Here is a 20,024-nt window from a genome sequence, read left to right as displayed (position 1 = left end):
CGAGGTACTTCGCTGCGCGCACGAGCTATCCCGCGGCTTTCTCCCTTTGGCAGTACAAGCATGGCGTGCATTCTCACCTGTGGCTATCAGCGGCTAGGGTGCTGTTCAGATCAAGCACATCGACGACATCACCGGTGAAGAAATCCACGACCTCCAGACGATGGGTCAACAGCCGATCGCCAAACCAGTCGGCAGCGAGCCGGCCGGGTGGGCCCTTCTGGCGTACCACCGTGGTCTCGGTCTGGCCGCTGGCCGTTGCGATAATGACGTCTTCGCCCCAATTGGAGCGTTGTGTTGCCGGGATCGGCATGCACAGGTGGCTACCGGATTCATTGAACAGGATGTTACCGGCACCTATCTGGCCGTATTCGCCCATGTCCCTGGCCCAGCGCGTCGCGCCAGTGCGATCGCAGCACAGCAGGCGGTTGTTTTCGCCGGTGGCGAACAGGTACTGACCATCACGGGAAAAACGCAGGCTTTTGACTTTGGCCTCCAGCGCCAGGCTGATCTTGTTGATCTCGCCACTGGCGCAGTCAACCGTCAGCACACTGTTGCGGGCACGCTCATCGGGTGCCCAGAGTTTGCCTTGCTCAGGGTCGATACAGCCGAACCTGGCATCGACATCACGGGCGATAGGCTCGCTGCACTCACCGCTGTCCAGGTCGATGATCACAGGGCGCTTTCTATCGTTGCCGACGCTGACCAGCGCGTACTGGCCACTGGGGTCCAGACGTGACCAGTACGACAGATACCTGTCGGTCTCATGCAACTGCGTGCAACCCTGAAGAAAGCTCAGGCGCGAACGGCTGGCGCCACGCACCACCTGCCAGTCGCAACCTCGCAGGGCCATGCGCCGACCATCGCGGGAGATGTCGCAGACACTATCATCGGCCTGGGGGCCGGCTGGCCGGGTCAATGCGCCGGTGTCCGGATCGTACTGGGTCAGGCAGGTGGGCCGAATGCTGTCGCTTTTGTCGAAGAACACCAGGCGGCGGGGTACATCAATGTACATTGCAACTCCGGAAAACCAGTGGGCAAGGTGGCGCAGGATAAAGGCTGGATAGGGTGGCTGGAAACCAGTTCTGCCTGGATTACGACCGCTGCGCGCTCGATCGCTGGCAAAGCCAGCTCCCACAGGGTGGGGTGTTTACAGGTCCATTGTGGGAGCCGGCCTTGTCGGCGATGAGGCCAGTGCAGCCAGCAGATCAAACGTTGCCCGGTCGCATAAAGTTGAAATACCCCGCATTGCCCGCCAGAATCGCGCCCCGGCCAGAGGTGCCGGATGTTGCGGGTGAAAAGGGGCTGCAGTTGAACGAACAGACATTGTCCATGCGCCTGGAGCGCGTCGCGGCGCAGGTGCCAGCGGGTGCGCGGCTGGCCGATATTGGCTCGGATCACGCCTACCTGCCGGTGGCGTTGCTGCGCCGTGGCGCGATTGCGGCGGCGGTGGCTGGCGAGGTGGCCTTGACGCCATTCAGCGCGGCCCAACGCACCGTGCGCGACAACGGCCTGGAGCAGCAGGTCAGCGTGCGCCTGGCCAACGGCCTGGCGGCGATCGAGCCGGCTGATGGCATCAGCGCGATCAGCATCTGCGGTATGGGCGGCGAGACCATTCGCGACATCCTCGACAGTGGCAAGGCGCACTTGAACGGGCAGGAACGGCTGATCCTGCAACCCAACGGCGGCGAGCAGCCTGTGCGCCTGTGGCTGATGGAAAACGGCTACCGGATACTCTGCGAAGAAATACTGCGGGAAAACCGCTTCGACTACGAAATCATCGTTGCCGAGCGCGCAGGCCCTGTGACCTACAGCGCCGAACAGCTGTACTTCGGCCCGCTGCAGATGCAGGCCCGCAGCCCGGCGTTCCTGGCCAAGTGGCAGAGCATCCTGCGGCGCAAGCAGCAGACCCTGGCCAACTTCGCCCGGGCGCGGCACGCCGTGCCCGAGGCGAAGGTTCAGCAAGTCGCCCGGCAGGCCCGGTGGATTACCGAGCTGCTGGCGTAAGCCTTTGTATATCCGTTGGGTCGGCCTGCAATTGCCACTGGCTGCGTAGCGACTGCAACTGCGCCTCCAGGATCGACACGCCGCGCTCGCGCTGGGCGATGCGCTCGCGCTCGAACAGGTCGTTGAGCAGGCCGACCAGGTTGCGCGACTCGGTGGCCGAGGTCGGTGTATTCACGTCGTTTTCCACCTGGCCATTGGCGTAGGTGCGCACCCGTTCATTGCGGCTGGCCTGCTGGGTGACGCTGGCCTCTACCAGGCGACTTTTGTCGTAGACCAGGCGGGTACTGCTGCTCGATTGATCGTTGATCTCGTGGTAGCGGTAGTTCTGCGACGCCGGGTCAAGGCTCAGCCCCACCTGGGGGTTGAAGTCTGCATGATAGGCAGCCGTCAGCCGTGCCTGCTGATCCTGTTGCACCGTGCGACCCAACTGGGCCGTGCCGCGGACCGTGGTCGACTGGGAGACCTGATAGTCGAAGTGGTCGGTTTCTGTCGGCCGCATCGGGTTGATCTGCTGGACTGACTGGCTGATCGAGGCGCTGAAGTCGGCCAGGCCGCTGAGCAGGGCAGTGTCTTTGGCCGCCAGCAGCGGGATACGGCCGCTCGACGGTTTGCCTGTGTCGTCGGCACTGTTGAGCTGGACGAAAGCGTCCTTGAACAGGCTCACCAGGCCCTCGTCGCCGTTGCCCCGGCTTTGCGCCGCGTCGAACTGCTTCAGGTAATGACTGATCGCCGCCTGACGCTGGGTGCTGGTGCCCAGCAACGATGTGTCGCGGGTATCGAGGTTCAGTTTCACGTTACCGTCAGGCCCTTGCAGGCTGAGGGTGCGTGCGCTGTCGTTCAGGCTCAGGTCAAAGCTCAGCGGCTCGCCGCTGGGTGTCTCAAGCCTGGCGTTCATCTGCAGCGAGCGGAACAGCGCCGGGTCGAGCGTGGCCAGTTTGCCCAATTGCAGGCGCGGGGGCTGTGCGCTCAGGCCATTGATGGTCGCCTGGAAACTATCGGACAGCGCCGCCAGGCCCTCGAGCTCATCGCTGCTGAGTTGGCCGCCCTGCACCTCGGCGCTCACCGCCAGGCCTTGCTCATTGCTGGCCAGGGACAGGGTGACAGTGGCTCCGGAGGCGGTAGTCAGGCTCAGGCTCACGCCATTGGCCGGGTGTTGGCGCAGGTTATCGCCTTGAAGCTTGAGGACTTCGGCGCTTGGCTGGGCCCCGTCGGCGAAGGCGAATACCGATTGCGTAAAGGACTGCCCGCCGTTGGCCACCAGTTGATTCAGCACGGCAGCGCCAAGCCCGTGCAAGCGCGAGCCGATAGCGGAAGACTGGACGCCGCCGAGCAGGTTCATGCTGAGCTTGTTCAGGCTGTCGTGTTCCAGCACGTAGCGCTTCGGTACGGCAACTGCCCCGCGGGACGAATAGGTGCCTGCGTCGTCGCCACGGGGGCTCTGGCCCAGGCTGACGGTAGTACTCGGGGTGGCCGCGACCTGCTCGGTGCGGGTATTGGCGGTGCTGGCCGGTGTCGGCTGGGGGGCTGTGTATGCAGGGGCAATACGCAATCCTGCGATGATTGGGCTCATGGTCGGTACCCGTAGTTTCCATACTAGTTAAAGGGGTATCGGCGGCGTTTTGCCGAGCTTGAGCATCAGGACTGCGATGCTGGTTGCGCGGCACGGTAGGTGGTGATCAGGCCGGGCGCACCACGCTGAGCTTCGTATGGGGGGCTATCCAGTTGGCGGCGATTCATTCGCCCTGAGTGACGGCGTCGTGACTGGGTTCAGCGGCCAGTTTCAAACGGTCAGCTTTACTGATGTATTTAGGCTTGCTCTTCGGTGCCAGTTTGGCACTGGCCTTTTTGGCATGAGCCTTCAACAGCTGCTTTATCTTCTTTTGACGATTCACGTTGTTACTCGGCTGGTAAATGCTTGAATGATATCAGCTGCGCGCCACGTTGTTTTTTGACCCGGTACATATCGCCATCCGCATGGCTGAGCAACGTGTCGGCATCCTCTGCGTCCTTGGGGTAAAAGGCCACGCCGACACTACAGGAGGGCATTTTGATCCCGCCAAATTCAGCGCCGAGCGGCTCGGCCATGGCCGCGAGAATCTGCTCCACCTTCGCGTAAACGGCATCGTGTGACTGGATACCCGGCAGCAGCACGGTGAATTCATCACCCCCCATCCGGGCTACCGTGTCGGTTTCACGTACGCAGCGTTCCAGGCGCCGGGCAATCGTGCAGAGAATCCGATCACCCATTGCATGCCCATGGACATCATTAATACCCTTGAAGTCATTGATATCCAGAAACAGCAGCGCCAGGGTGCTCTGGTGGTGCTGCGCCGCTCGAAGGGCCGACTCCATTCGTTGATTGAACAGCGAGCGGTTGGTCAGTGCTGTCAATGGATCATGATGGGCCAGGAAGCGTAACTCATCCTCGGCCTGCCTGAGGGCCGTGACGTCCCGCGCCACACCGATTCGTGCACCCACCTCCTCGGACCAGAAGGCCGCCCACAGGATATGCACGACACCGCCATCCTTGCGGATGTAACGGTTGCGAAAGTCAACGTGGGAGTGGCCATTCATGACCCGGACAATGGAGGCCCGGGTGACCGCCAGGTCGTCAGGATGGATGTAGTCGGTGATCGGGGTACCGGTCAGCTCGTCGGCACCGTAGCCGAGCAGTGCCTCGCAAGCATCACTGACAAATACAATCTGGTTGTCCCTGTCGACCACGAAGACCGTGTCCAGCATCAGATGGATCAGTTTGGGGTAGAGCGCTTGGAGGTCTATGGGCATAGGCTGGGACGTCCGGTTCAGGTCGCCTGATCATAACGCTATCGCGCGGGGCCAATACAGTGTGGACCGGAGCAACGTAATCTGCCGCGGTCCGGCCAATGGCTGACGGTTATGGGGGACGCGATCGACCCGTCTTTACACCTTAGCGGCGATAGTAGCGGCGATCGTCCTCATAACGGTAACGCATGGCCCGATCATGGTGGCGTTCCCAGTAACGATGGCGCTCGGCTTCGCGCCGGGCTTGCTCGCGACGCCATTGTTCCCTGCGCCAGTTGTCTCGGCGCCAATCGTCTCGACGATCATGCCAACGGTCGTCATGCCGGTAGTGGTCATCATGGGCAAGCAACGGCCCAGGCTGGTTTTCGGCCATGCTGGCGATAGTCGGCCACGGGTTGCCGGCCGCCAGGGCCGGCGCCTGGACAACCGGCGTTGGAGCGGCGACAGCAGGGGTTGAGGTCTTCATCTGTGTTGCTGATGCCGAGCCCACTGCCGCGAGTGCGAACAGGGCAACGAGCACCATCCGTGGGGCTTGGAATTTCATGAGCGATGACAACCTCTGAAGGACGATTGAACGTATCCACATAGACCGATAAAAAGGGAAAAGTTCTAAGCCGCCGCTGCTTAATTCGGCGTGGGCTTGGCCCCGCGAATCTATATGACCGCCATCGCGAGGCAGGCCTGCGCCTGGCGTATGATGCTCAACCGTCTTTGCCGATAAGGAAATCGCCATGCTCCCTGACAAGGCCTGCGCAGTGGTTTTTTCATCCACGCCGCACCCCAGGCTCCTGTTGTTTCGTCATCCGCTGGCCGGAGTGCAACTGGTGAAGGGCAGCATTGAAACCGGCGAAACACCTGCCCAGGCAGCGCTGCGAGAACTGGCGGAAGAGTCTGGCATCAGTGCCGCCACCATCGTGGACGACCTGGGGTGTTGGGATGCCGAGCACCTTGGCCAGACCTGGTCGTTTCAATTGTGCCGGGCGAGCGGACCGCTGCCTGAGCAGTGGTCTCATCAGACGCTCGACGATCATGGCCACGTGTTCACATTCTTCTGGGCTGGGCTTGAGCATTTACCCCTTGCCGACTGCCACCCTGTGTTTCAACGAGCGCTGCGGTTTGTCTGCGCGACCTTGAAAACGCGTGGTCATTGGCCAGGCAAACAGGGCTAAATAATCCGCCGCAGGGCGATATACTCCGGGCCATTGGTTGATGCCCGAGAGAAGCTTATGCGCCAGGTTTTGCTTATCGTTGATGTCCAGTCCACGTTCAGTCCACCCGAGTGGCTGGTCGATGGGGTGCGGGCGTTGTCAGAGCGGATTGTCACGATTGCCTCGGTCGAGCTGCATGATGAGCAGGTAACCCCGTTTGCACAACAACTCGGTTGGCATCCTGCGGCCGAAGACGAGAGCCTGGTCGAAGCCGACAAAGTGTTTGTAAAGCACGGCTACGGGCAGACCGCAGAAACCATCGAGTACATCAAGCAGCTCGGTGTGGAGCGCGTGCTGGTTTGTGGTCTGCAGACCGAAACCTGCGTGCTCGCCGCCGGGTTTGCACTGTTCGATGCAGGGTTGATGCCGACGCTGGTGACCGACCTGACCGTTGGCTCATCCCTGGACAGGTCAGGTCGGTTGGGCATCGATCTGTGGAAGCATCATTTCCGCCAGGTGACCACCAGGGCAGAGGTGCTTGCTGAGCTTGATGCGTGAGTTCTTACAGGGTGGCAGGAGCGCCTGGGTCGATCCATGTGCTCATCACGACACGCCTGCTTCAGGCCAGTACGCAGCGGTTTTGAGCTTTAGCGGGAGCGCGCGCAAGTGTGAGCCCAACGCCCATCGTTGACCGTTCGCTTATGAGTCACGCACTACCCATTTCCTTATACAAGAAGGGTTCAAGGTGAGTCTTGATCTGTATCTAGAGGCGGATAAAGCGCTTACGATGTTCACACTGAGACAAGCCATGGAGCATGCTGGCGCGTTCCAGATCAACATGGCGGAGTGCGGTTTGGACGCAGCCTTTAGCTCGGGGGTGAGATTGACTGGCGATGGCGCAGTTACCGATCCCGCGATTTACGCTGAGGATACCAAGGGTATCGACTTTCAAGTCGCTATGCGCTGTAGCATCAGAATCAAAGGTCCCGAACCAGATGGTCAGTCGGCTATGCAGGACCTGAACAAAATAGCCGAATCCATTGCTCAGACGTGTGCGTCGCTGTTCCTGATAACCTTTCAGTTCGAAGAAACGTTGTACTGGCGGGACGCAACGGGGCTGCATAGCGCCTTACGCGAGGACGCCACCCGCCATGACTAGTCCGCCTCTCGGTTATTCTTGTCGGCCGTGAATGTTTTAACAACGAATGTTATGAGCACCACCCACTCCAGGACATAGTCATGCGACAAATCACTGTTGGAACCAAGCCAGTCAGAGGCTCGATACGACGTCTGCGCGCACTTGAGCGATGGGCTTTGGGTTTTCATGGCAGCTGTTATCCTCAATCCGAACACAAGGAAGCCTATAAAAACTGGAAAATCCCGGTTCATTCAGGTCTGGTGCAAGGCCCACGTGCCAGGGTTGAAAACCAGGCCTTCTGCATACAGCAGTTGCTTGAAGCGGCCAATCACCTGTCCAAAGCGGCTGACCGCTCAGTTGGGTATTATCGAGTGGCTTGTCTGTTGGTCTGGCCTTGGGTTCATCAGAGTGAGGTGACAGTATTTTACGATCGGGATTACTACCTCGGCTTTCTGGGACAGGCCAATACACTTGAGTCTGATCTGCTTAGTCAAACTCTGGCATTACACTTGCCAGGGAACTTCATCGAGCATGGACATGATGTCACTCAACCAGAAGACGAGGTCGAGGTTCAGTGGTGGTGTATAGGTGAGCCGGCATGACCGGCATCCTCCTTGGTACGCACGTCATCATGTGGGCTTCGATCCAGGGTGGAAGTGGCTAGACCAGCTATCTGTCGCTGTCCGGCCAGTGGCTGGCTGTTATGGGGAGAACTAGCGACCCGGATCAGGCGTTGAGGTGCCGCAGTTTCACGTAATGTAAAAGTTCTAAAGCCGCTGCTTAACGAGCCAACGGCCACTCGGTCAGCGGTAGGCGCGGGCTTGCCCGGCGCCCAGGCACGGTGGAGCGCCCGGTGTTCAGATCCAGACGTCATTGCTGGCCGTGCGCTCGCCACCTTCATGGCCTGTATTCAGAATGCCCCGTGGCTCGATCATCAACAGCTTGGCTTCACCCTCCGCAGCCGTTCTGTGCTCCAAGCCGCAGGGGACGACATACAGTTCCCCTGGGCCCACGTACACGCTTCCTTGCGGCATGCACGCGCCCGGGCTGAGCGTTGCGTACGACCCAGTCGCAGGCCTGGGGCAGGGTGAGTGCCACATTCGAGAAGGTACCGATGCAAACGTCTGTCGTCATTGCGTTACCTTGGGTTTGAGCGTCTGCTTTCGGCCAGAAGCTGCCGGTGGTCGTTGCATTTCGCTTGTCGTCGGCGTGTGGCTAAGCTTAATAAACCGGGGCGAATTGAAACCTGGCTGAAAGCGGCCATCGGTGGACCTGGATTAGCATCAAGGCGGCGCCCCAAAGGAGACGAACATGTATGCGGTTATCAGAACCTATCTAGGTACTGGAGCAAAGCAGCTTTTCGAGCTTTTAGAAGTGCGCAAAGCCGACGTCGAAGCAGCCTTGCGGACAGTGCCTGGGCTGGTCAGCTACACGCTGCTGAATACGGGTGATGGCGGTACGTCGATAACTGTCTGCACGGACAAGACCGGCAGCGATGCGAGCTTGAAAGTCGCCCGTGACTGGATTCAGAAAAATGCTTCGAGTATCCACGCGCAGCCGCCGATCGTAACGGAAGGTCCGGTCATTGTGCAGATCAAATAGCGCGTTCTTGCGCTTGATCTGGCGACACTATCGCTGTCGCAGGCTTTGCGTGTCTGTTTCTACAGCGCCAGGCAGGACGCGACCGCATCTTCGAGCATGGCCACCAACTCAGGGTCCATGAAGCGAAAATCATCCGGTATATCCAGGGTATACAGCCGCTTGTGCTCAAGCAGCCGCGCGTAGTGCGCCTGCAGGCGATTCTGGTGTTTGCGTTCCATGACAAAAATCACATCGGCCCAGCGAATATCCGCCGGGCCGATGGGTTTACGTGCATTCGGGCTGGTGCCCGCCGACCGGGCATCGAAGCCGGGGCGGCGGCGCCAGAGCGCTTCTGCGGTAGGGCTGCGCCATTGATTACGGCTGCAGACGAACAGGAGGTTAGTCACTCTTGATCCAACAGTTGGCGGGTGGAGCGGATGGGATAGCTCATGCCGAGTTGGCGTGCCCTTATCAGCTTGTCGGCACGGGTGTACAGCAGCTTCCAGTTCTTTTCGGGCTTGAACTCCAGCGGATGCACCGCTTTGGTTTTGCCACTTTTACGGGCCTGTGAGCGTCTCCAGGCGCGGGTTCTTTCCATGATCTTGTCCTCGTGAGTACCGGGTTCAGCAGCCGCGGTAATACGAGTTGGCGCTATAGTAAGCGCGAATCGGGATTGTGGCTAGAGGCCGGTCCAGCCAGCACATCAGGTGGTGCCTGGATTACGACCGCTTCGCGCTCGATCGCTGGCAAGGCCAGCTCCCACAGGTCCGGTGTACACACATCCACTGTGGGAGCTGGCTTGCCAGCGATGAGGCCGGTACAGCCAGCACATCAGGTGGTGTCTGGATTACGACCGCTGCGCGCTCGATCGCTGGCAAGGCCAGCTCCCACAAGTCCGGCATACACAGATCCACTGTGGGAGCTGGCTTGCCAGCGATGAGGCCGGTACAGCCAGCACATCAGGTGGTGTCTGGATTGCGACCGCTTCGCGCTCGATCGCTGGCAAGGCCAGCTCCCACAGGTCCGGTGTACACAGATCCACTGTGGGAGCCGGACTTGCCGGCGATGGGCTACGCAGTAGCCCCAAGCCGCCGACTACCGCAACGGCACATAAATATCCGTCTGCCACTGCTCCTGCGGCGTTTGCGGATAAGCACTCAGGTAATGAAAAAACAGCGGCTGATCGCGCAACTCTTCACCACTGTCCGGCAACCAGTCGCGATAAAGCGGATAGATGGATTCACCAATATGGTCCGGCGAACCCTCATGCCGCACTACCGCATAACGCCCGCCAGCAATCACCCGTTCGTGCACGCCGAGTTCATTTGCCGCCACCGCCTCATCAATCTCACCACAAATGGCGAAACGAAAATCCTCCGCCGGCGTGGTATCGGGGTTGCCATAGGGGATGCCAAAGCTGCGGCTCGACGCCACCGGCGACTGCCCGCTCGCCATGCGCCAGGCAATGAACTGGCGCACGCTCTCGTCGACCTGCGCGGCCGGCCCGCAGTGCTCCAGCGCTGCGACCCGGGTTTGAACAAATTCCACAATACGAACCTGCATGATGACGCTCCTGGAAAAGTGAGGGATAGCGAACACCGCATTCCAGGCCTGCCAGTTCGGCTGGCGGCGAAAGGCGCTAGGCGACATGCCCAGCGCCCGCCGAAACGCCCGGCTGAACGCCTCGGGGCTTTCGAAACCTGCCGCCAGGGCAGCCTCCAGCACCGAGTGATCGGCATTGGCCGCCAAACGATGCGCCGCCTGGCGCAAGCGCATCAACTGCACATAGCGCGAGACCGGCACCCCGACGTACGCCGTGAACTGGCGATGAAAGTGAAACACCGAAAAGTTCGCCACCTGGCTCAGGGTTTTTACCGACAGATCACCTTCGAGGTTGGCGTCGATGTAGGCGAGCACAGCGCTGAAGCGCTGGGTGTAGGCGGCGTTGGGCGGCAAGTCGGGCACGGCTGGAGGCTCTTGGAAGTACGGTCGGCATAGAATCGACTATACCCGCGTAGCTGTGCCTAGCCGTGTTTGCTCTAGGTGTGTTTTTCACGGGGATGAGCATTCGCTCGATGGGCCGCGTCGGCGGCCCGGGCGTAGCCCTCGGCGTTTACTTGGCCGAGGCTTGGTCCACCCTGCACGCCTTAGAGTACTCGGGCTACCAAACCCGGCCGCTGGATTTACAGCGACAGGGGGAGGGGCGCGAGGTTGCAGAATGGATTGAAGGGAAGATTGGAGCGCGCTCGTAGTTAAAGGTTTGGCCCCTGCTGATGCTCACGCAAACAGTGCTGGCCAGCTGCTCATCAGGCAACATCTCATCAATCGCAAACAGACAAAACCGATACAAATCAACCCACTACCCACCTGGCACAACCATTGCGAAGGCCCTCGTCTCTTCCCCCTCGTGGAACATCGACGTTCATGACCGCTCCCTTCGCCCGCGTGCCCCTGTTACTGGCCATCGCCGCCGCCTTACCCACGCTACCGAGCTTCGCCGCCGAGCCAAGCCCCGAAGCGCTGCCCACTGTCACGGTTACTGCGCAAAAGCGCGAAGAGTCGGTGCAGGATGTGCCCTCAGCCATCTCCGTGGTCAGCGCCAAGCAGATCGCCGACAGCGGTGGTGGCTTCAGTGCCGGCAAGGCGCTGCAGAATGTGCCCAACTCCATCGCCCCGGAGTTCGCCGGGCACCAGCGGCCGCGCTGGTACATTCGTGGCATGGGCTCGGGGGACATGGCGTCGACCACGGTTTACCCGGTAGGCATCTACACCGATGACGTGTATATCGACCCGCATGTGGCTACCGGTTTTCCGCTCTATGACATGGAGCGCGTCGAGGTGCTGCGCGGGCCGCAGGGCACGCTGTGGGGCAAGAACACCACTGGCGGGGCGATCAACTTCGTTTCGCGCAAGCCGGATTTCGAGAAAGCCAACGGTTACTTCAAACTCGACCTGGGCAACTACAATTCGCGCCTGTACGAAGGCGCCTATGGCGATACGCTGATCGACAACAAGCTGGCCGCACGGGTGGCGTTTGTCGACCAGAGCGCCGATGGCCAACTGGAGAACCAGGTCGATGGCCATACCGTTGGCGACATCCACGATCAGGCCCTGCGCCTGCAATTGCTGGCGCAGATCAACGACGACCTGCAGGCCACCCTGCAATTGCATGGCCGCGACTACAAGGGGCAGGGCATCGCCACCCGCGCCTGGGGTTCGGGGCCGGGTGGCAGCACGCTGTTTGGCCCGGCGCCGAAGCCGGATACCGACGAGGCCGCGTTCACTGGCAAGGCCGAAGACCGCATCGAGCACAACGGTGTGCAGCTGGCGCTGAAGTGGGATCTGGGCGACCTGCAACTGGACTCGATCACCGCCTTCGACGATATCCACGAAAAAGCCGAAAGCCCGAACATGAGCCTTTACGAGTTCGGCCGTGGCTTTAACGATGACCGCTGGAAGCAGGTGTCCCAGGAGCTGCGCTTGTCTTCGGCGAAAAACCAGCCGGTCAGCTGGATCGTCGGCACGCATGTGTTCCATGAACAACTCGACAGCCGCAACGACAACGGCCTGTTGCCCAAGCCCTACAACCAGGCCTTGGGCGTGGCTGACTACGGTCGTACCGATATCGACCAAAGCACCGACAGCTTCGCGATTTTCGGCAGCAGCACCTGGCAGGCCACCGACAACCTGAGCCTCACCGCCGGCCTGCGCTGGACCCGCGAAACCAAGGACATCGACCTGCACCGCGTAGCCGCGCCGGATGCCGATGCGGTCAGCTACAGCAGCGAGCGCGACTGGTGGAAACACTACACCGGCGACCTGGTGACCCGCGTCGAACAGGACGAAAAACGCACCTGGAACAAGCTCACCTACGACTTCACCCCCGAGTACCAGCTCAACGACAACGCGCGGGTGTACTTTCGCTATGCCAAGGGGTTTCGTTCAGGTGGTTTCAGCGGCGGTGCGCAGGTGCAGGCCGAGGCCTCGGTGGTGGCGCCGGAGAACGTCGATGCCTACGAACTGGGGGTCAAGAGCGAGTGGTTCGACGAGCGCCTGATCGCCAATGCCAACGTGTTTTACTACGACTACTCGGACATTCAGGTCAACGCCGTGTCGGTGCGCGACGGCCAGGTGGTGTCGCTGCTGACCAACAGTGGCCAAGGGGTGATTCGCGGCGCCGAGTTCGAGCTGCAGGCGTTGCCGTTCAGCAACCTGGAACTGCATGGCTCGTTGGGCTTGCTGCATACCGAGCTGCAGGATTTCGAGTCCGGCGGGGTGGATTATTCGGGTAACCGCATTGCCCGCTCGCCGTCGCGGACCCTGGCCGTGGGCGGCAGTTACCGGATACCGCTGGAGAATGGCGATGAAGTGCGGTTGGGCACGGATTGGCGCTATCAGAGTCGGATCTTCTTCCTGCCGACGGCGCAGCAGGATCACAGCGTTTCCCAGGGCGGCTATACCTTGGGCAATGCCAGTGCCACCTATCACCTGGGCGGGCGCTATGACCTGGATCTGACGGCGTATGTGAACAACCTGACCGACAAGCAGTACAAGACCGACAGCGTGCCGTTGCCGTTCGATATTGCCTGGGACGCGCGGGGCGATCGGCGTACGTTCGGGGTGAGTGCGACGACCCGCTTTTAGCCGTCAGTGCCGGGCCGGCCGCGGGCCTAAAGCGCTTGGGGGGGGCAGTAGGTTTTTGGGCAAGGCTTTGCCTTGCATCGCTGACAAGCCAGCTCCCACAGGTATTGCGGACCTTGTGGGAGCTGGCTTGCCAGCGGTGCTTTTGGGGTCAGTAGCGAATCATCACCGACTTGAGCTCGGTGTAATCCTCGATAAACGCCCCGCCAAATTCACGGCCAATTCCCGAAGCCTTCACCCCGCCAAACGGCACCGCCGGGTCGAGCAGGGTATGCATGTTCACCCACACCGTACCGGCCTGCACCTGCGGGACCAGGCGCAAGGCCTTGCTCAAGTCGTTGGTCCACACACTGGCACTCAGGCCATAGGGGCTGTCATTCATCAGGGCGATCAGTTGCTCTTCATCGTCGTAAGGCAAAAAGGTCGCCACCGGCCCGAAGGTCTCTTCAGTGAGCAGGCTGTCGTTCAGCGAATGGGCCAGGATCACCGTCGGTTCCACATAGCATCCCGGCCCTTCGATCAGGCGCCCGCCATGAATGATCTGGCTGTTCTCGCGGCGCGCCTTGGCAAACAGCGCACCGAGTTTGGCCTGGTGCTGCTTGTTGCTCACCGGGCCGAATTCACTGGTTTCATCCAGCGGTGAGCCGATCTTCAACGTTGCCAGGCGCTCGCTCAAAGCACCGGTCACCGCCTCGATCTGCGAACGATGCACATAGAAGCGCTCGGCTGCGGCGCAGATCTGCCCGGCATGCAAAAAGCCCGCTTCGATGATGCCGTCCACCGCTTTGTTCAACGGCACATCACGCAGGAACCCGGCCGCATTCTTGCCGCCCAGCTCCAGGGTGGTGCGGGTCAGGTTGGCGGCCATGGCACTCTGGCCAACAGCAAGGCCGGTGGGCACGGAGCCGGTGAACGAGACCTTGTCGGTGCCCGGGTGCTCGATCAGCGCCTTGCCGGCCAGGCCGGCGCCGGTCACCACGTTCAGTGCGCCAGCGGGCAGGCCTGCGTCAATGGCCAGCTCGGCGATGCGCAGGATGGTCAGCGGGGTGAACTCGCTGGGCTTGATGATGATGCTGCAACCGGTAACCAAGGCCGAGCCGAGTTTCCACAGGGCGATCATGGTCGAGAAGTTCCAGGGCACGATGCCGACCACCACCCCCACCGGTTCGCGCAGGGTGAAGGCGGTGTAGCGTTCGCCGTTGAACGAGGGCAGCGATGGGGTGAGGGTCTGGCCGCTGAGCTTGGTGGCCCAGCCGGCGTAGTAACGCAAAAAATGTGCGGCCTGGTCGACCTCGAAGTTGCGCGCAAGCGTGATCAGCTTGCCCGACTGGCAGGTCTCCAGCTGCGCCAACTCCTCACGGTGCTGTTCGATCAGATCGGCGAGTTTCAGCAGCACGCTGGCCCGTACGGCCGGGGCGGTTTGCGACCATTGCGCAAAGCCTCGGCGCGAAGAGGCGACGGCGGCGTCGACCGTGCGCACGCAGGCTTCGGCCACGCGGCTGATGACCTGGTCGTTGGCCGGGTCAATCACCTCAAGGAGCCGGGCATGGTCCGCAGGCTGTTGGCGACCGTCGATAAAACTGCTGTGCTCGCGTTGCAGAAACGTGCGCACCTGGGGCAAAAGGCTGATGTTGCTCATGGGACGAACCTCAAGGGAAAGCAAGGCCCCGACCCTAGCGCAGCATACCGGCGCCGGCTTGACTGAGCCTGCCGCCGGCCATGCACCGGCCTGCCAGGCGCTTTGTAATCTGCAGGTTTTGCCCGTAGGCTGCGGCATCCGCCTGTGCAGGAGCGCCCCTTGAATCCGATCTTCGCTTCCCTGAGCATCGCCCACCTGCGGGCGCTGCAAAGCATGCTGCAGCTGAAAAACCTCAGCCGTGCCGCCGAACGCCTGGGCAGCAGCCAGTCGGTGCTCAGCCGTCAGCTGGCGCATATGCGCGAGGCGTTCGACGACCCGCTGCTGGTGCGTCAGGGCCGCGGCTATGTGTTGAGCGAACGCGGCGAAAGCCTGCTGGTGCCGCTGGGCCAGGTGCTGGCCGAGCTTGAGACCTTGCGCCAACCGCAGGCCTTCGATCCCAAACGCTGCGAGCGGCGCTTTTGCCTGGCGGCCTCGGACTACATCGCCGAGCACATGCTGCCGCTGCTGGTCAGCACCCTGGAGCGCGAAGCGCCGGGGGTGTCGATCGAGTACCGCACCTGGCAACCGGGGCAGTATGAACTGCTCGCCAGTGGCGAAGTCGACCTGGCCACCACGCTGTTCGACGACGCCCCGGCCAACCTGCACGGGCGCATGCTCGGTGAAGACCGCGCGGTATGCCTGATGCATCGCGAACACCCGTTGGCGAGCAAAGCCGAACTGACCCAGGACGATTACCGCGCCTGGAACCATGTGCGTATTTCCGGTGGTGGCGACAAGGACAGCTTTATCGACCGCCACCTGCGCGAGCAGGGCCTGAGCCGGCGCGTCAGCCTGCAGGTGCCGTTCTACTCGGCGGCGGTGCAGGTGGTCGGCAGCAGCCAGGCGCTGGTCACCGTGCCCGAGCACATCGCCCGTCAGCTCAGCCGCCTGCATCCGCTGACCTGGCGGCCACTGGCCTTTGTCGAGCACAGCCAGCGCTACTGGGTGGTCTGGCACCAGCGCCTGCACGCCTCGGCCGAGCACCGCTGGTTGCGCAACCTGGTGTTCGAGCAGTGGCAGCAGTCGCAGTTCGGCGTGCACGGCGGCCATGCGCATTCGCCATAGCAGCTATGCGCCGGGCGGCGTTTTTTGTCGGTGGGCCAGGGCCTAGACTCAGGCCCACTTACCGACAACAACAGGAGCCGCTGCATGAGCCCGGAAGCATTTCGCAAACATGGCCACCAACTGATCGACCTGATCGCCGACTACCGCCAGGGTGTCGGCGAACTGCCGGTGATGGCCCAGGTCGAGCCCGGCTACCTCAAGGCGGCCTTGCCCAGCTCGGCGCCGGTTCAGGGCGAGCCGTTCGAGAACATTCTCAAGGACGTAGACCAGTTAGTGATGCCCGGCCTGTCGCACTGGCAGCACCCGGACTTTTTCGGCTACTTCCCCTCCAACGGCAGCTTGTCGTCGGTGCTTGGCGATTTTCTCAGCACCGGCCTTGGCGTGCTCGGCCTGTCGTGGCAATCGAGCCCGGCCCTGAGCGAGCTGGAAGAAACCACCGTGGACTGGCTGCGGCAGATGGTCGGTTTGTCGGCGCAGTGGAGCGGGGTGATTCAGGACACTGCGTCCACCAGCACCCTGGTCGCCTTGATCAGCGCCCGCGAGCGCAGCAGCGACTACGCCCTGGCCAAGGGCGGCCTGCAGGGGCAGGGCAAGCCGCTGATGATCTACACCAGCGCCCAGGCCCACAGCTCGGTGGACAAGGCCGCGCTGCTGGCAGGCTTTGGCAAGGACAACATTCGCTACATCGAAACCGACGACCACTTTGCCATGCGCCCGCAAGCCCTGGCCGCGGCCATCGAAGAGGACCTGGCGAACGGTTTGCAACCTTGCGCGGTAGTGGCAACCACCGGCACCACGACGACCACCGCCATCGACCCGCTGCAACCGGTCGGCGAGATCGCGCGCAAGTTCGGCCTATGGCTGCACGTGGACTCGGCCATGGCCGGCTCGGCGATGATCCTGCCGGAATGCCGCTGGATGTGGGACGGTATCGAGCAGGCCGATTCGATTGTGGTCAATGCGCACAAATGGCTGGGGGTGGCTTTCGATTGCTCGCTGTACTTCGTGCGTGATCCGCAGCACCTGATCCGGGTCATGAGCACCAACCCCAGCTACCTGCAGTCGGCGGTCGACAGCAAGGTCAAGAACCTGCGCGACTGGGGCATTCCGTTGGGGCGGCGGTTCCGTGCCTTGAAGCTGTGGTTCATGTTGCGCAGCGAGGGTATCGAGAGCCTGCAGCAGCGCTTGCGCCGCGACCTGGACAACGCCCAGTGGCTGGCCGAACAGGTGCGCAATGCGCAGGGCTGGGAATTGCTGGCGCCGGTGCAGTTGCAGACCCTGTGTATTCGCCATCGGGGCGACGGCCTGGAGGGGGAGGCGCTGGATGCGCATACCCGCCGTTGGGCTGATCGGCTCAATGCTTCGGGGGTGGCCTATGTCACCCCGGCAACCCTGAACGGCCGCTGGATGGTGCGGGTGTCGGTGGGGGCGTTGCCGACCGAGCGTGAGCATGTGGCTGAGCTTTGGCGGAATCTGCAGCAGGTGGTTCAAGGGTAACCTTCAGGGCCCAATCGCTGGCAAGCCAGCTCCCACTGGGGCCGGTGCATGCTGACCCTGTGGGAGCTGGCTTGTCAGCGATGAGGCCCTTGAACCCACAAAAAAACGCTATGAAAAGTACAATCTTGCCTATGGAAGTTGCATTTTCCCCCTGAGCCAAGCCTCCCATACTGGCCCCTGCATCCGCCGCCACCTGCCACTTCGCAGGCCTCGGTGGACATCCAATAATAAGCAGGGCCCCTCATGAAAAAGCCAAATCCGCTGCTCGAAGACCTTCGTTCGATTTTGCCCACCATCGCCGCCAATGCCGCCCGTGCCGAGCAAGACCGCAAGGTCCCGGACGAAAACATCGCCCTGCTCAAAAGCATCGGCCTGCACCGTGCCTTCCTGCCCAAGCCGTACGGCGGCCTGGAAATCTCCCTGCCGCAGTTCGCCGACTGCATCGCCTTGCTTGCCGGCGCGTGCGCCAGCACCGCCTGGGCCATGAGCCTGTTGTGCACCCACAGTCATCAGTTGGCAATGTTCCCGGCCAAGCTGCAGGAAGAAATCTGGGGCGATAACCCCGACGCCACCGCCAGTAGCAGTATCGCTCCGTTCGGCAAGGTCGAAGAGGTCGAAGGCGGCTTGCTGTTCAGCGGCGAGATGGGCTGGAGCAGTGGCAGTGACCATGCCGAGTGGGCGATTGTCGGTTGCCGCCGGGCCAATGCCGAAGGCACCCAGGATTACTGCTTCGCCGTGCTGCCACGCAGTGACTACGAAATCCGTGACGACTGGTTCGCCGCCGGCATGAAAGGCAGCGGCACCAAGACCCTGGTGATCGACAAGGTGTTCGTCCCCGAGCACCGCATCCAGAAAGCCAAGGACATGATGGAAGGCAAGTCCGCAGGCTTTGGCCTGTACCCGGACAGCAAGGTGTTCTACTCGCCATACCGGCCGTACTTTGCCAGTGGCTTCTCGACCGTCAGCCTCGGTATTGCCGAGCGCATGCTCGAAGCCTTCCGCGAAAAGACCAAGAACCGTGTGCGTGCCTATACCGGGGTCAATGTTGGCGCCGCCACACCCGCGCTGATGCGCCTGGCCGAGTCCACCCATCAGGTTGCCGCCGCTCGCGCATTTCTGGAAAAAACCTGGCAGGAACACGCCGAGCACAGCGAACGTCACCAGTACCCGACGCGCGAGACCCTGGCGTTCTGGCGCACCAATCAGGGCTATGCGGTGAAGATGTGCATTCAGGCGGTCGATCGTCTGTTCGAAGCTGCTGGCGGTACCGCGTGGTTCGACAGCAACGAGATGCAGCGGTTGTGGCGCGACGCGCACATGACCGGCGCCCATGCCTACACCGACTACGACGTTTGCGCGCAGATTCTCGGCCGCGAGCTGATGGGCCTGGAGCCTGACCCGAGCATGGTCTGAAGGGCCTCGCCAATAACAACAATGACGGCTGCCGCTCAAGGCAGCCGGGGAGTCTTGCATGTCTAGCGCAACCGCAACCGCCTTCGACAGCCGTGCCTTTCGCCGCGCCCTGGGCAACTTCGCCACCGGCGTCACCGTGGTCACCGCCGCCGACCCTCGGGGCAACCTGGTCGGCGTCACCGCCAATAGCTTCAACTCGGTGTCCCTCGACCCGCCACTGATCCTCTGGAGCCTGGATAAACGCTCCAGCAGCCTGGCGGTGTTCGAGGCGGCCAGCCATTTTGCGGTGAACATCCTCGCCGCCGACCAGATCGATCTGTCCAATAACTTCGCCAAGCCCAAGGATGATCGCTTCGCCGGCATCAGTTACCAAGCAGGCGAGGGCGGCGCGCCGATCCTGGCCGATTGCTCGGCATGCTTTGAGTGTGAAACCCACCAGATCCTCGATGGCGGCGATCACTGGATCATGCTCGGCAAGGTGGTGGCCTTCGATGATTGCGGGCGCTCGCCCTTGCTCTATCACCAGGGCGCCTACTCCATGGTGCTGCCGCACACCCGCATGACCCGCCGTGAAGAAGGCCAGCCACCGAGCAGCCACTTCCAGGGCCGCTTGAGCCACAACCTGTATTACCTGATGACCCAGGCTCTGCGTGCCTACCAGAGCAGCTACCAGCCACGGCAATTGTCCAGCGGCCTGCGCACCAGCGAGGCGCGGATGCTCATGGTGCTGGAGAATGACGCCGGGCTGAACCTGGCCGACCTGCAGCGTGAAGTGGCAATGCCGGCGCGGGAAATCGACGAGGCAGTGGCCAACCTCAAGCGCAAGGGCCTGGTCTGCGACAGTCAGGCGGCCGGGCATGTGCGCCTGACCAGCGCTGGCATCGACCAGACCGAAGGCTTGTGGAGCATTGCCCGCGAGCAGCAGGACAAGGTGTTCGGGACGTTCAGCGAGGAGCAGATTGCGACCTTCAAGACCGTGCTGCAGGCGGTGATTCGCAGCTGTTGAGGTTTGATCGCGGGGCAAGCCCGCTCCTGCAGGAGCGCTTGCGTCGCGATGCTTTTATATTTCTCCTTA

At 61.8% G+C, this 20,024-nt stretch carries 21 protein-coding genes; 11 read left to right on the top strand and 10 right to left on the bottom strand.

Annotation, left to right across the window (positions count from 1 at the left end; all coding sequences use genetic code 11):
- Nucleotides 1–73: 73 nt before the first annotated feature.
- A complete protein-coding gene (locus BV82_RS16735; RefSeq protein WP_036996151.1) occupies nucleotides 74–1,012 on the bottom strand; it encodes a WD40 repeat domain-containing protein in 939 nt (312 codons plus the stop codon).
- Between the two features lie 296 nt (nucleotides 1,013–1,308).
- Between BV82_RS16735 and BV82_RS16730 the strand changes: the two genes are divergently transcribed.
- Entirely contained in the window at nucleotides 1,309–2,004 is a 696-nt protein-coding gene (locus tag BV82_RS16730) for a tRNA (adenine(22)-N(1))-methyltransferase (RefSeq protein ID WP_036996147.1), read from the top strand.
- On the opposite strand, the gene BV82_RS16725 is transcribed toward BV82_RS16730, so the two are convergent.
- The 4 genes from BV82_RS16725 to BV82_RS16710 form a co-directional block, all read right to left on the bottom strand.
- Nucleotides 1,985–3,574 carry a hypothetical protein gene (locus tag BV82_RS16725; RefSeq protein WP_036996128.1) on the bottom strand — a complete coding sequence of 530 codons (1,590 nt, stop codon included), beginning with the start codon at nucleotides 3,572–3,574 and terminating at the stop codon, nucleotides 1,985–1,987. The genes BV82_RS16730 and BV82_RS16725 overlap by 20 nt on opposite strands.
- A 163-nt stretch (nucleotides 3,575–3,737) precedes the next feature.
- Nucleotides 3,738–3,896, bottom strand: coding sequence for a DUF2986 domain-containing protein (locus BV82_RS16720; RefSeq protein WP_081492815.1), 159 nt, complete (start codon nucleotides 3,894–3,896; stop codon nucleotides 3,738–3,740).
- A gap of 4 nt (nucleotides 3,897–3,900) precedes the next feature.
- Nucleotides 3,901–4,791: a GGDEF domain-containing protein gene (locus BV82_RS16715; RefSeq protein WP_036996126.1), complete on the bottom strand. Its 891-nt coding sequence runs from the start codon at nucleotides 4,789–4,791 to the stop codon at nucleotides 3,901–3,903.
- Nucleotides 4,792–4,933: 142 nt separating this feature from the next.
- Nucleotides 4,934–5,332 carry a hypothetical protein gene (locus BV82_RS16710; RefSeq protein ID WP_081839685.1) on the bottom strand — a complete coding sequence of 133 codons (399 nt, stop codon included), beginning with the start codon at nucleotides 5,330–5,332 and terminating at the stop codon, nucleotides 4,934–4,936.
- Between the two features lie 187 nt (nucleotides 5,333–5,519).
- Between BV82_RS16710 and BV82_RS16705 the strand changes: the two genes are divergently transcribed.
- From BV82_RS16705 to BV82_RS16690, 4 genes are all read left to right on the top strand, one after another.
- The gene (locus BV82_RS16705; protein ID WP_010224017.1) at nucleotides 5,520–5,957 is read left to right on the top strand and encodes an NUDIX hydrolase; all 438 of its coding nucleotides are present in this window, start codon (nucleotides 5,520–5,522) and stop codon (nucleotides 5,955–5,957) included.
- Between the two features lie 57 nt (nucleotides 5,958–6,014).
- Nucleotides 6,015–6,494: an isochorismatase family protein gene (locus BV82_RS16700; protein ID WP_010224015.1), complete on the top strand. Its 480-nt coding sequence runs from the start codon at nucleotides 6,015–6,017 to the stop codon at nucleotides 6,492–6,494.
- A gap of 187 nt (nucleotides 6,495–6,681) precedes the next feature.
- Entirely contained in the window at nucleotides 6,682–7,095 is a 414-nt protein-coding gene (locus BV82_RS16695) for a hypothetical protein (protein WP_051636787.1), read from the top strand.
- An 80-nt stretch (nucleotides 7,096–7,175) separates the two neighbouring features.
- Nucleotides 7,176–7,676: a DUF3916 domain-containing protein gene (locus BV82_RS16690; protein WP_081839684.1), complete on the top strand. Its 501-nt coding sequence runs from the start codon at nucleotides 7,176–7,178 to the stop codon at nucleotides 7,674–7,676.
- Nucleotides 7,677–7,931: 255 nt separating this feature from the next.
- Here BV82_RS16690 and BV82_RS26455 read toward each other — a convergent pair whose 3' ends face one another.
- A complete protein-coding gene (locus BV82_RS26455) occupies nucleotides 7,932–8,174 on the bottom strand; it encodes a cupin domain-containing protein (protein WP_420831645.1) in 243 nt (80 codons plus the stop codon).
- A 211-nt stretch (nucleotides 8,175–8,385) separates the two neighbouring features.
- On the opposite strand from BV82_RS26455, the gene BV82_RS16685 reads away from it, so the two are divergent.
- On the top strand, nucleotides 8,386–8,676 hold the full coding sequence (locus tag BV82_RS16685) for a hypothetical protein (RefSeq protein ID WP_036996122.1): 291 nt from the start codon (nucleotides 8,386–8,388) through the stop codon (nucleotides 8,674–8,676).
- Between the two features lie 59 nt (nucleotides 8,677–8,735).
- Here BV82_RS16685 and BV82_RS16680 read toward each other — a convergent pair whose 3' ends face one another.
- The 3 genes from BV82_RS16680 to BV82_RS16670 form a co-directional block, all read right to left on the bottom strand.
- Nucleotides 8,736–9,062, bottom strand: coding sequence for a low molecular weight protein tyrosine phosphatase family protein (locus BV82_RS16680; RefSeq protein ID WP_010224011.1), 327 nt, complete (start codon nucleotides 9,060–9,062; stop codon nucleotides 8,736–8,738).
- A complete protein-coding gene (locus BV82_RS16675) occupies nucleotides 9,059–9,253 on the bottom strand; it encodes a hypothetical protein (RefSeq protein WP_010224009.1) in 195 nt (64 codons plus the stop codon). The genes BV82_RS16680 and BV82_RS16675 overlap by 4 nt, the downstream gene beginning before the upstream one ends.
- Before the next feature lie 497 nt (nucleotides 9,254–9,750).
- Complete coding sequence (locus BV82_RS16670) at nucleotides 9,751–10,620, bottom strand: AraC family transcriptional regulator (protein ID WP_036994743.1); 870 nt, start codon at nucleotides 10,618–10,620, stop codon at nucleotides 9,751–9,753.
- Between the two features lie 459 nt (nucleotides 10,621–11,079).
- Here BV82_RS16670 and BV82_RS16665 point away from each other — a divergent pair, with 459 nt between their 5' ends.
- Nucleotides 11,080–13,299, top strand: a complete 2,220-nt coding sequence (locus BV82_RS16665) for a TonB-dependent receptor (protein ID WP_036994745.1) — start codon at nucleotides 11,080–11,082, stop codon at nucleotides 13,297–13,299.
- Between the two features lie 148 nt (nucleotides 13,300–13,447).
- On the opposite strand, the gene BV82_RS16660 is transcribed toward BV82_RS16665, so the two are convergent.
- The gene (locus BV82_RS16660) at nucleotides 13,448–14,935 is read right to left on the bottom strand and encodes an aldehyde dehydrogenase family protein (protein ID WP_036994746.1); all 1,488 of its coding nucleotides are present in this window, start codon (nucleotides 14,933–14,935) and stop codon (nucleotides 13,448–13,450) included.
- Between the two features lie 159 nt (nucleotides 14,936–15,094).
- On the opposite strand from BV82_RS16660, the gene BV82_RS16655 reads away from it, so the two are divergent.
- The 4 genes from BV82_RS16655 to BV82_RS16640 all read left to right on the top strand — a co-directional run bounded on the left by BV82_RS16655 (nucleotide 15,095) and on the right by BV82_RS16640 (nucleotide 19,955).
- On the top strand, nucleotides 15,095–16,039 hold the full coding sequence (locus BV82_RS16655; RefSeq protein WP_036994747.1) for a LysR family transcriptional regulator: 945 nt from the start codon (nucleotides 15,095–15,097) through the stop codon (nucleotides 16,037–16,039).
- Between the two features lie 84 nt (nucleotides 16,040–16,123).
- Nucleotides 16,124–17,536: a DOPA decarboxylase gene (locus BV82_RS16650; protein WP_036994749.1), complete on the top strand. Its 1,413-nt coding sequence runs from the start codon at nucleotides 16,124–16,126 to the stop codon at nucleotides 17,534–17,536.
- Nucleotides 17,537–17,779: 243 nt separating this feature from the next.
- Complete coding sequence (locus BV82_RS16645) at nucleotides 17,780–18,949, top strand: p-hydroxyphenylacetate 3-hydroxylase oxygenase component (RefSeq protein ID WP_010224001.1); 1,170 nt, start codon at nucleotides 17,780–17,782, stop codon at nucleotides 18,947–18,949.
- Between the two features lie 58 nt (nucleotides 18,950–19,007).
- Nucleotides 19,008–19,955, top strand: coding sequence for a p-hydroxyphenylacetate 3-hydroxylase reductase component (locus BV82_RS16640; protein ID WP_010223999.1), 948 nt, complete (start codon nucleotides 19,008–19,010; stop codon nucleotides 19,953–19,955).
- Nucleotides 19,956–20,024 lie beyond the last annotated feature (69 nt).

This window comes from Pseudomonas donghuensis (assembly GCF_000696345.2).
Taxonomy (GTDB): domain Bacteria; phylum Pseudomonadota; class Gammaproteobacteria; order Pseudomonadales; family Pseudomonadaceae; genus Aquipseudomonas; species Aquipseudomonas donghuensis.
The sequence above is the reverse complement of the archived record's forward strand: the minus strand, read 5'-3'. Positions and strand labels throughout refer to the sequence as shown.

Bases quoted from the DNA above. Each gene is read 5' to 3' on its own strand.
- BV82_RS16735 (WP_036996151.1), bottom strand. From the start codon at position 1,012: ATGTACATTGATGTACCCCGCCGCCTGGTGTTCTTCGACAAAAGCGAC.
- BV82_RS16725 (WP_036996128.1), bottom strand. From the start codon at position 3,574: ATGAGCCCAATCATCGCAGGATTGCGTATTGCCCCTGCATACACAGCC.
- BV82_RS16715 (WP_036996126.1), bottom strand. From the start codon at position 4,791: ATGCCCATAGACCTCCAAGCGCTCTACCCCAAACTGATCCATCTGATG.
- BV82_RS16710 (WP_081839685.1), bottom strand. From the start codon at position 5,332: ATGAAATTCCAAGCCCCACGGATGGTGCTCGTTGCCCTGTTCGCACTC.
- BV82_RS16705 (WP_010224017.1), top strand. From the start codon at position 5,520: ATGCTCCCTGACAAGGCCTGCGCAGTGGTTTTTTCATCCACGCCGCAC.
- BV82_RS16700 (WP_010224015.1), top strand. From the start codon at position 6,015: ATGCGCCAGGTTTTGCTTATCGTTGATGTCCAGTCCACGTTCAGTCCA.
- BV82_RS16690 (WP_081839684.1), top strand. From the start codon at position 7,176: ATGCGACAAATCACTGTTGGAACCAAGCCAGTCAGAGGCTCGATACGA.
- BV82_RS26455 (WP_420831645.1), bottom strand. From the start codon at position 8,174: ATGTGGCACTCACCCTGCCCCAGGCCTGCGACTGGGTCGTACGCAACG.
- BV82_RS16685 (WP_036996122.1), top strand. From the start codon at position 8,386: ATGTATGCGGTTATCAGAACCTATCTAGGTACTGGAGCAAAGCAGCTT.
- BV82_RS16675 (WP_010224009.1), bottom strand. From the start codon at position 9,253: ATGGAAAGAACCCGCGCCTGGAGACGCTCACAGGCCCGTAAAAGTGGC.
- BV82_RS16665 (WP_036994745.1), top strand. From the start codon at position 11,080: ATGACCGCTCCCTTCGCCCGCGTGCCCCTGTTACTGGCCATCGCCGCC.
- BV82_RS16660 (WP_036994746.1), bottom strand. From the start codon at position 14,935: ATGAGCAACATCAGCCTTTTGCCCCAGGTGCGCACGTTTCTGCAACGC.
- BV82_RS16650 (WP_036994749.1), top strand. From the start codon at position 16,124: ATGAGCCCGGAAGCATTTCGCAAACATGGCCACCAACTGATCGACCTG.
- BV82_RS16645 (WP_010224001.1), top strand. From the start codon at position 17,780: ATGAAAAAGCCAAATCCGCTGCTCGAAGACCTTCGTTCGATTTTGCCC.
- BV82_RS16640 (WP_010223999.1), top strand. From the start codon at position 19,008: ATGTCTAGCGCAACCGCAACCGCCTTCGACAGCCGTGCCTTTCGCCGC.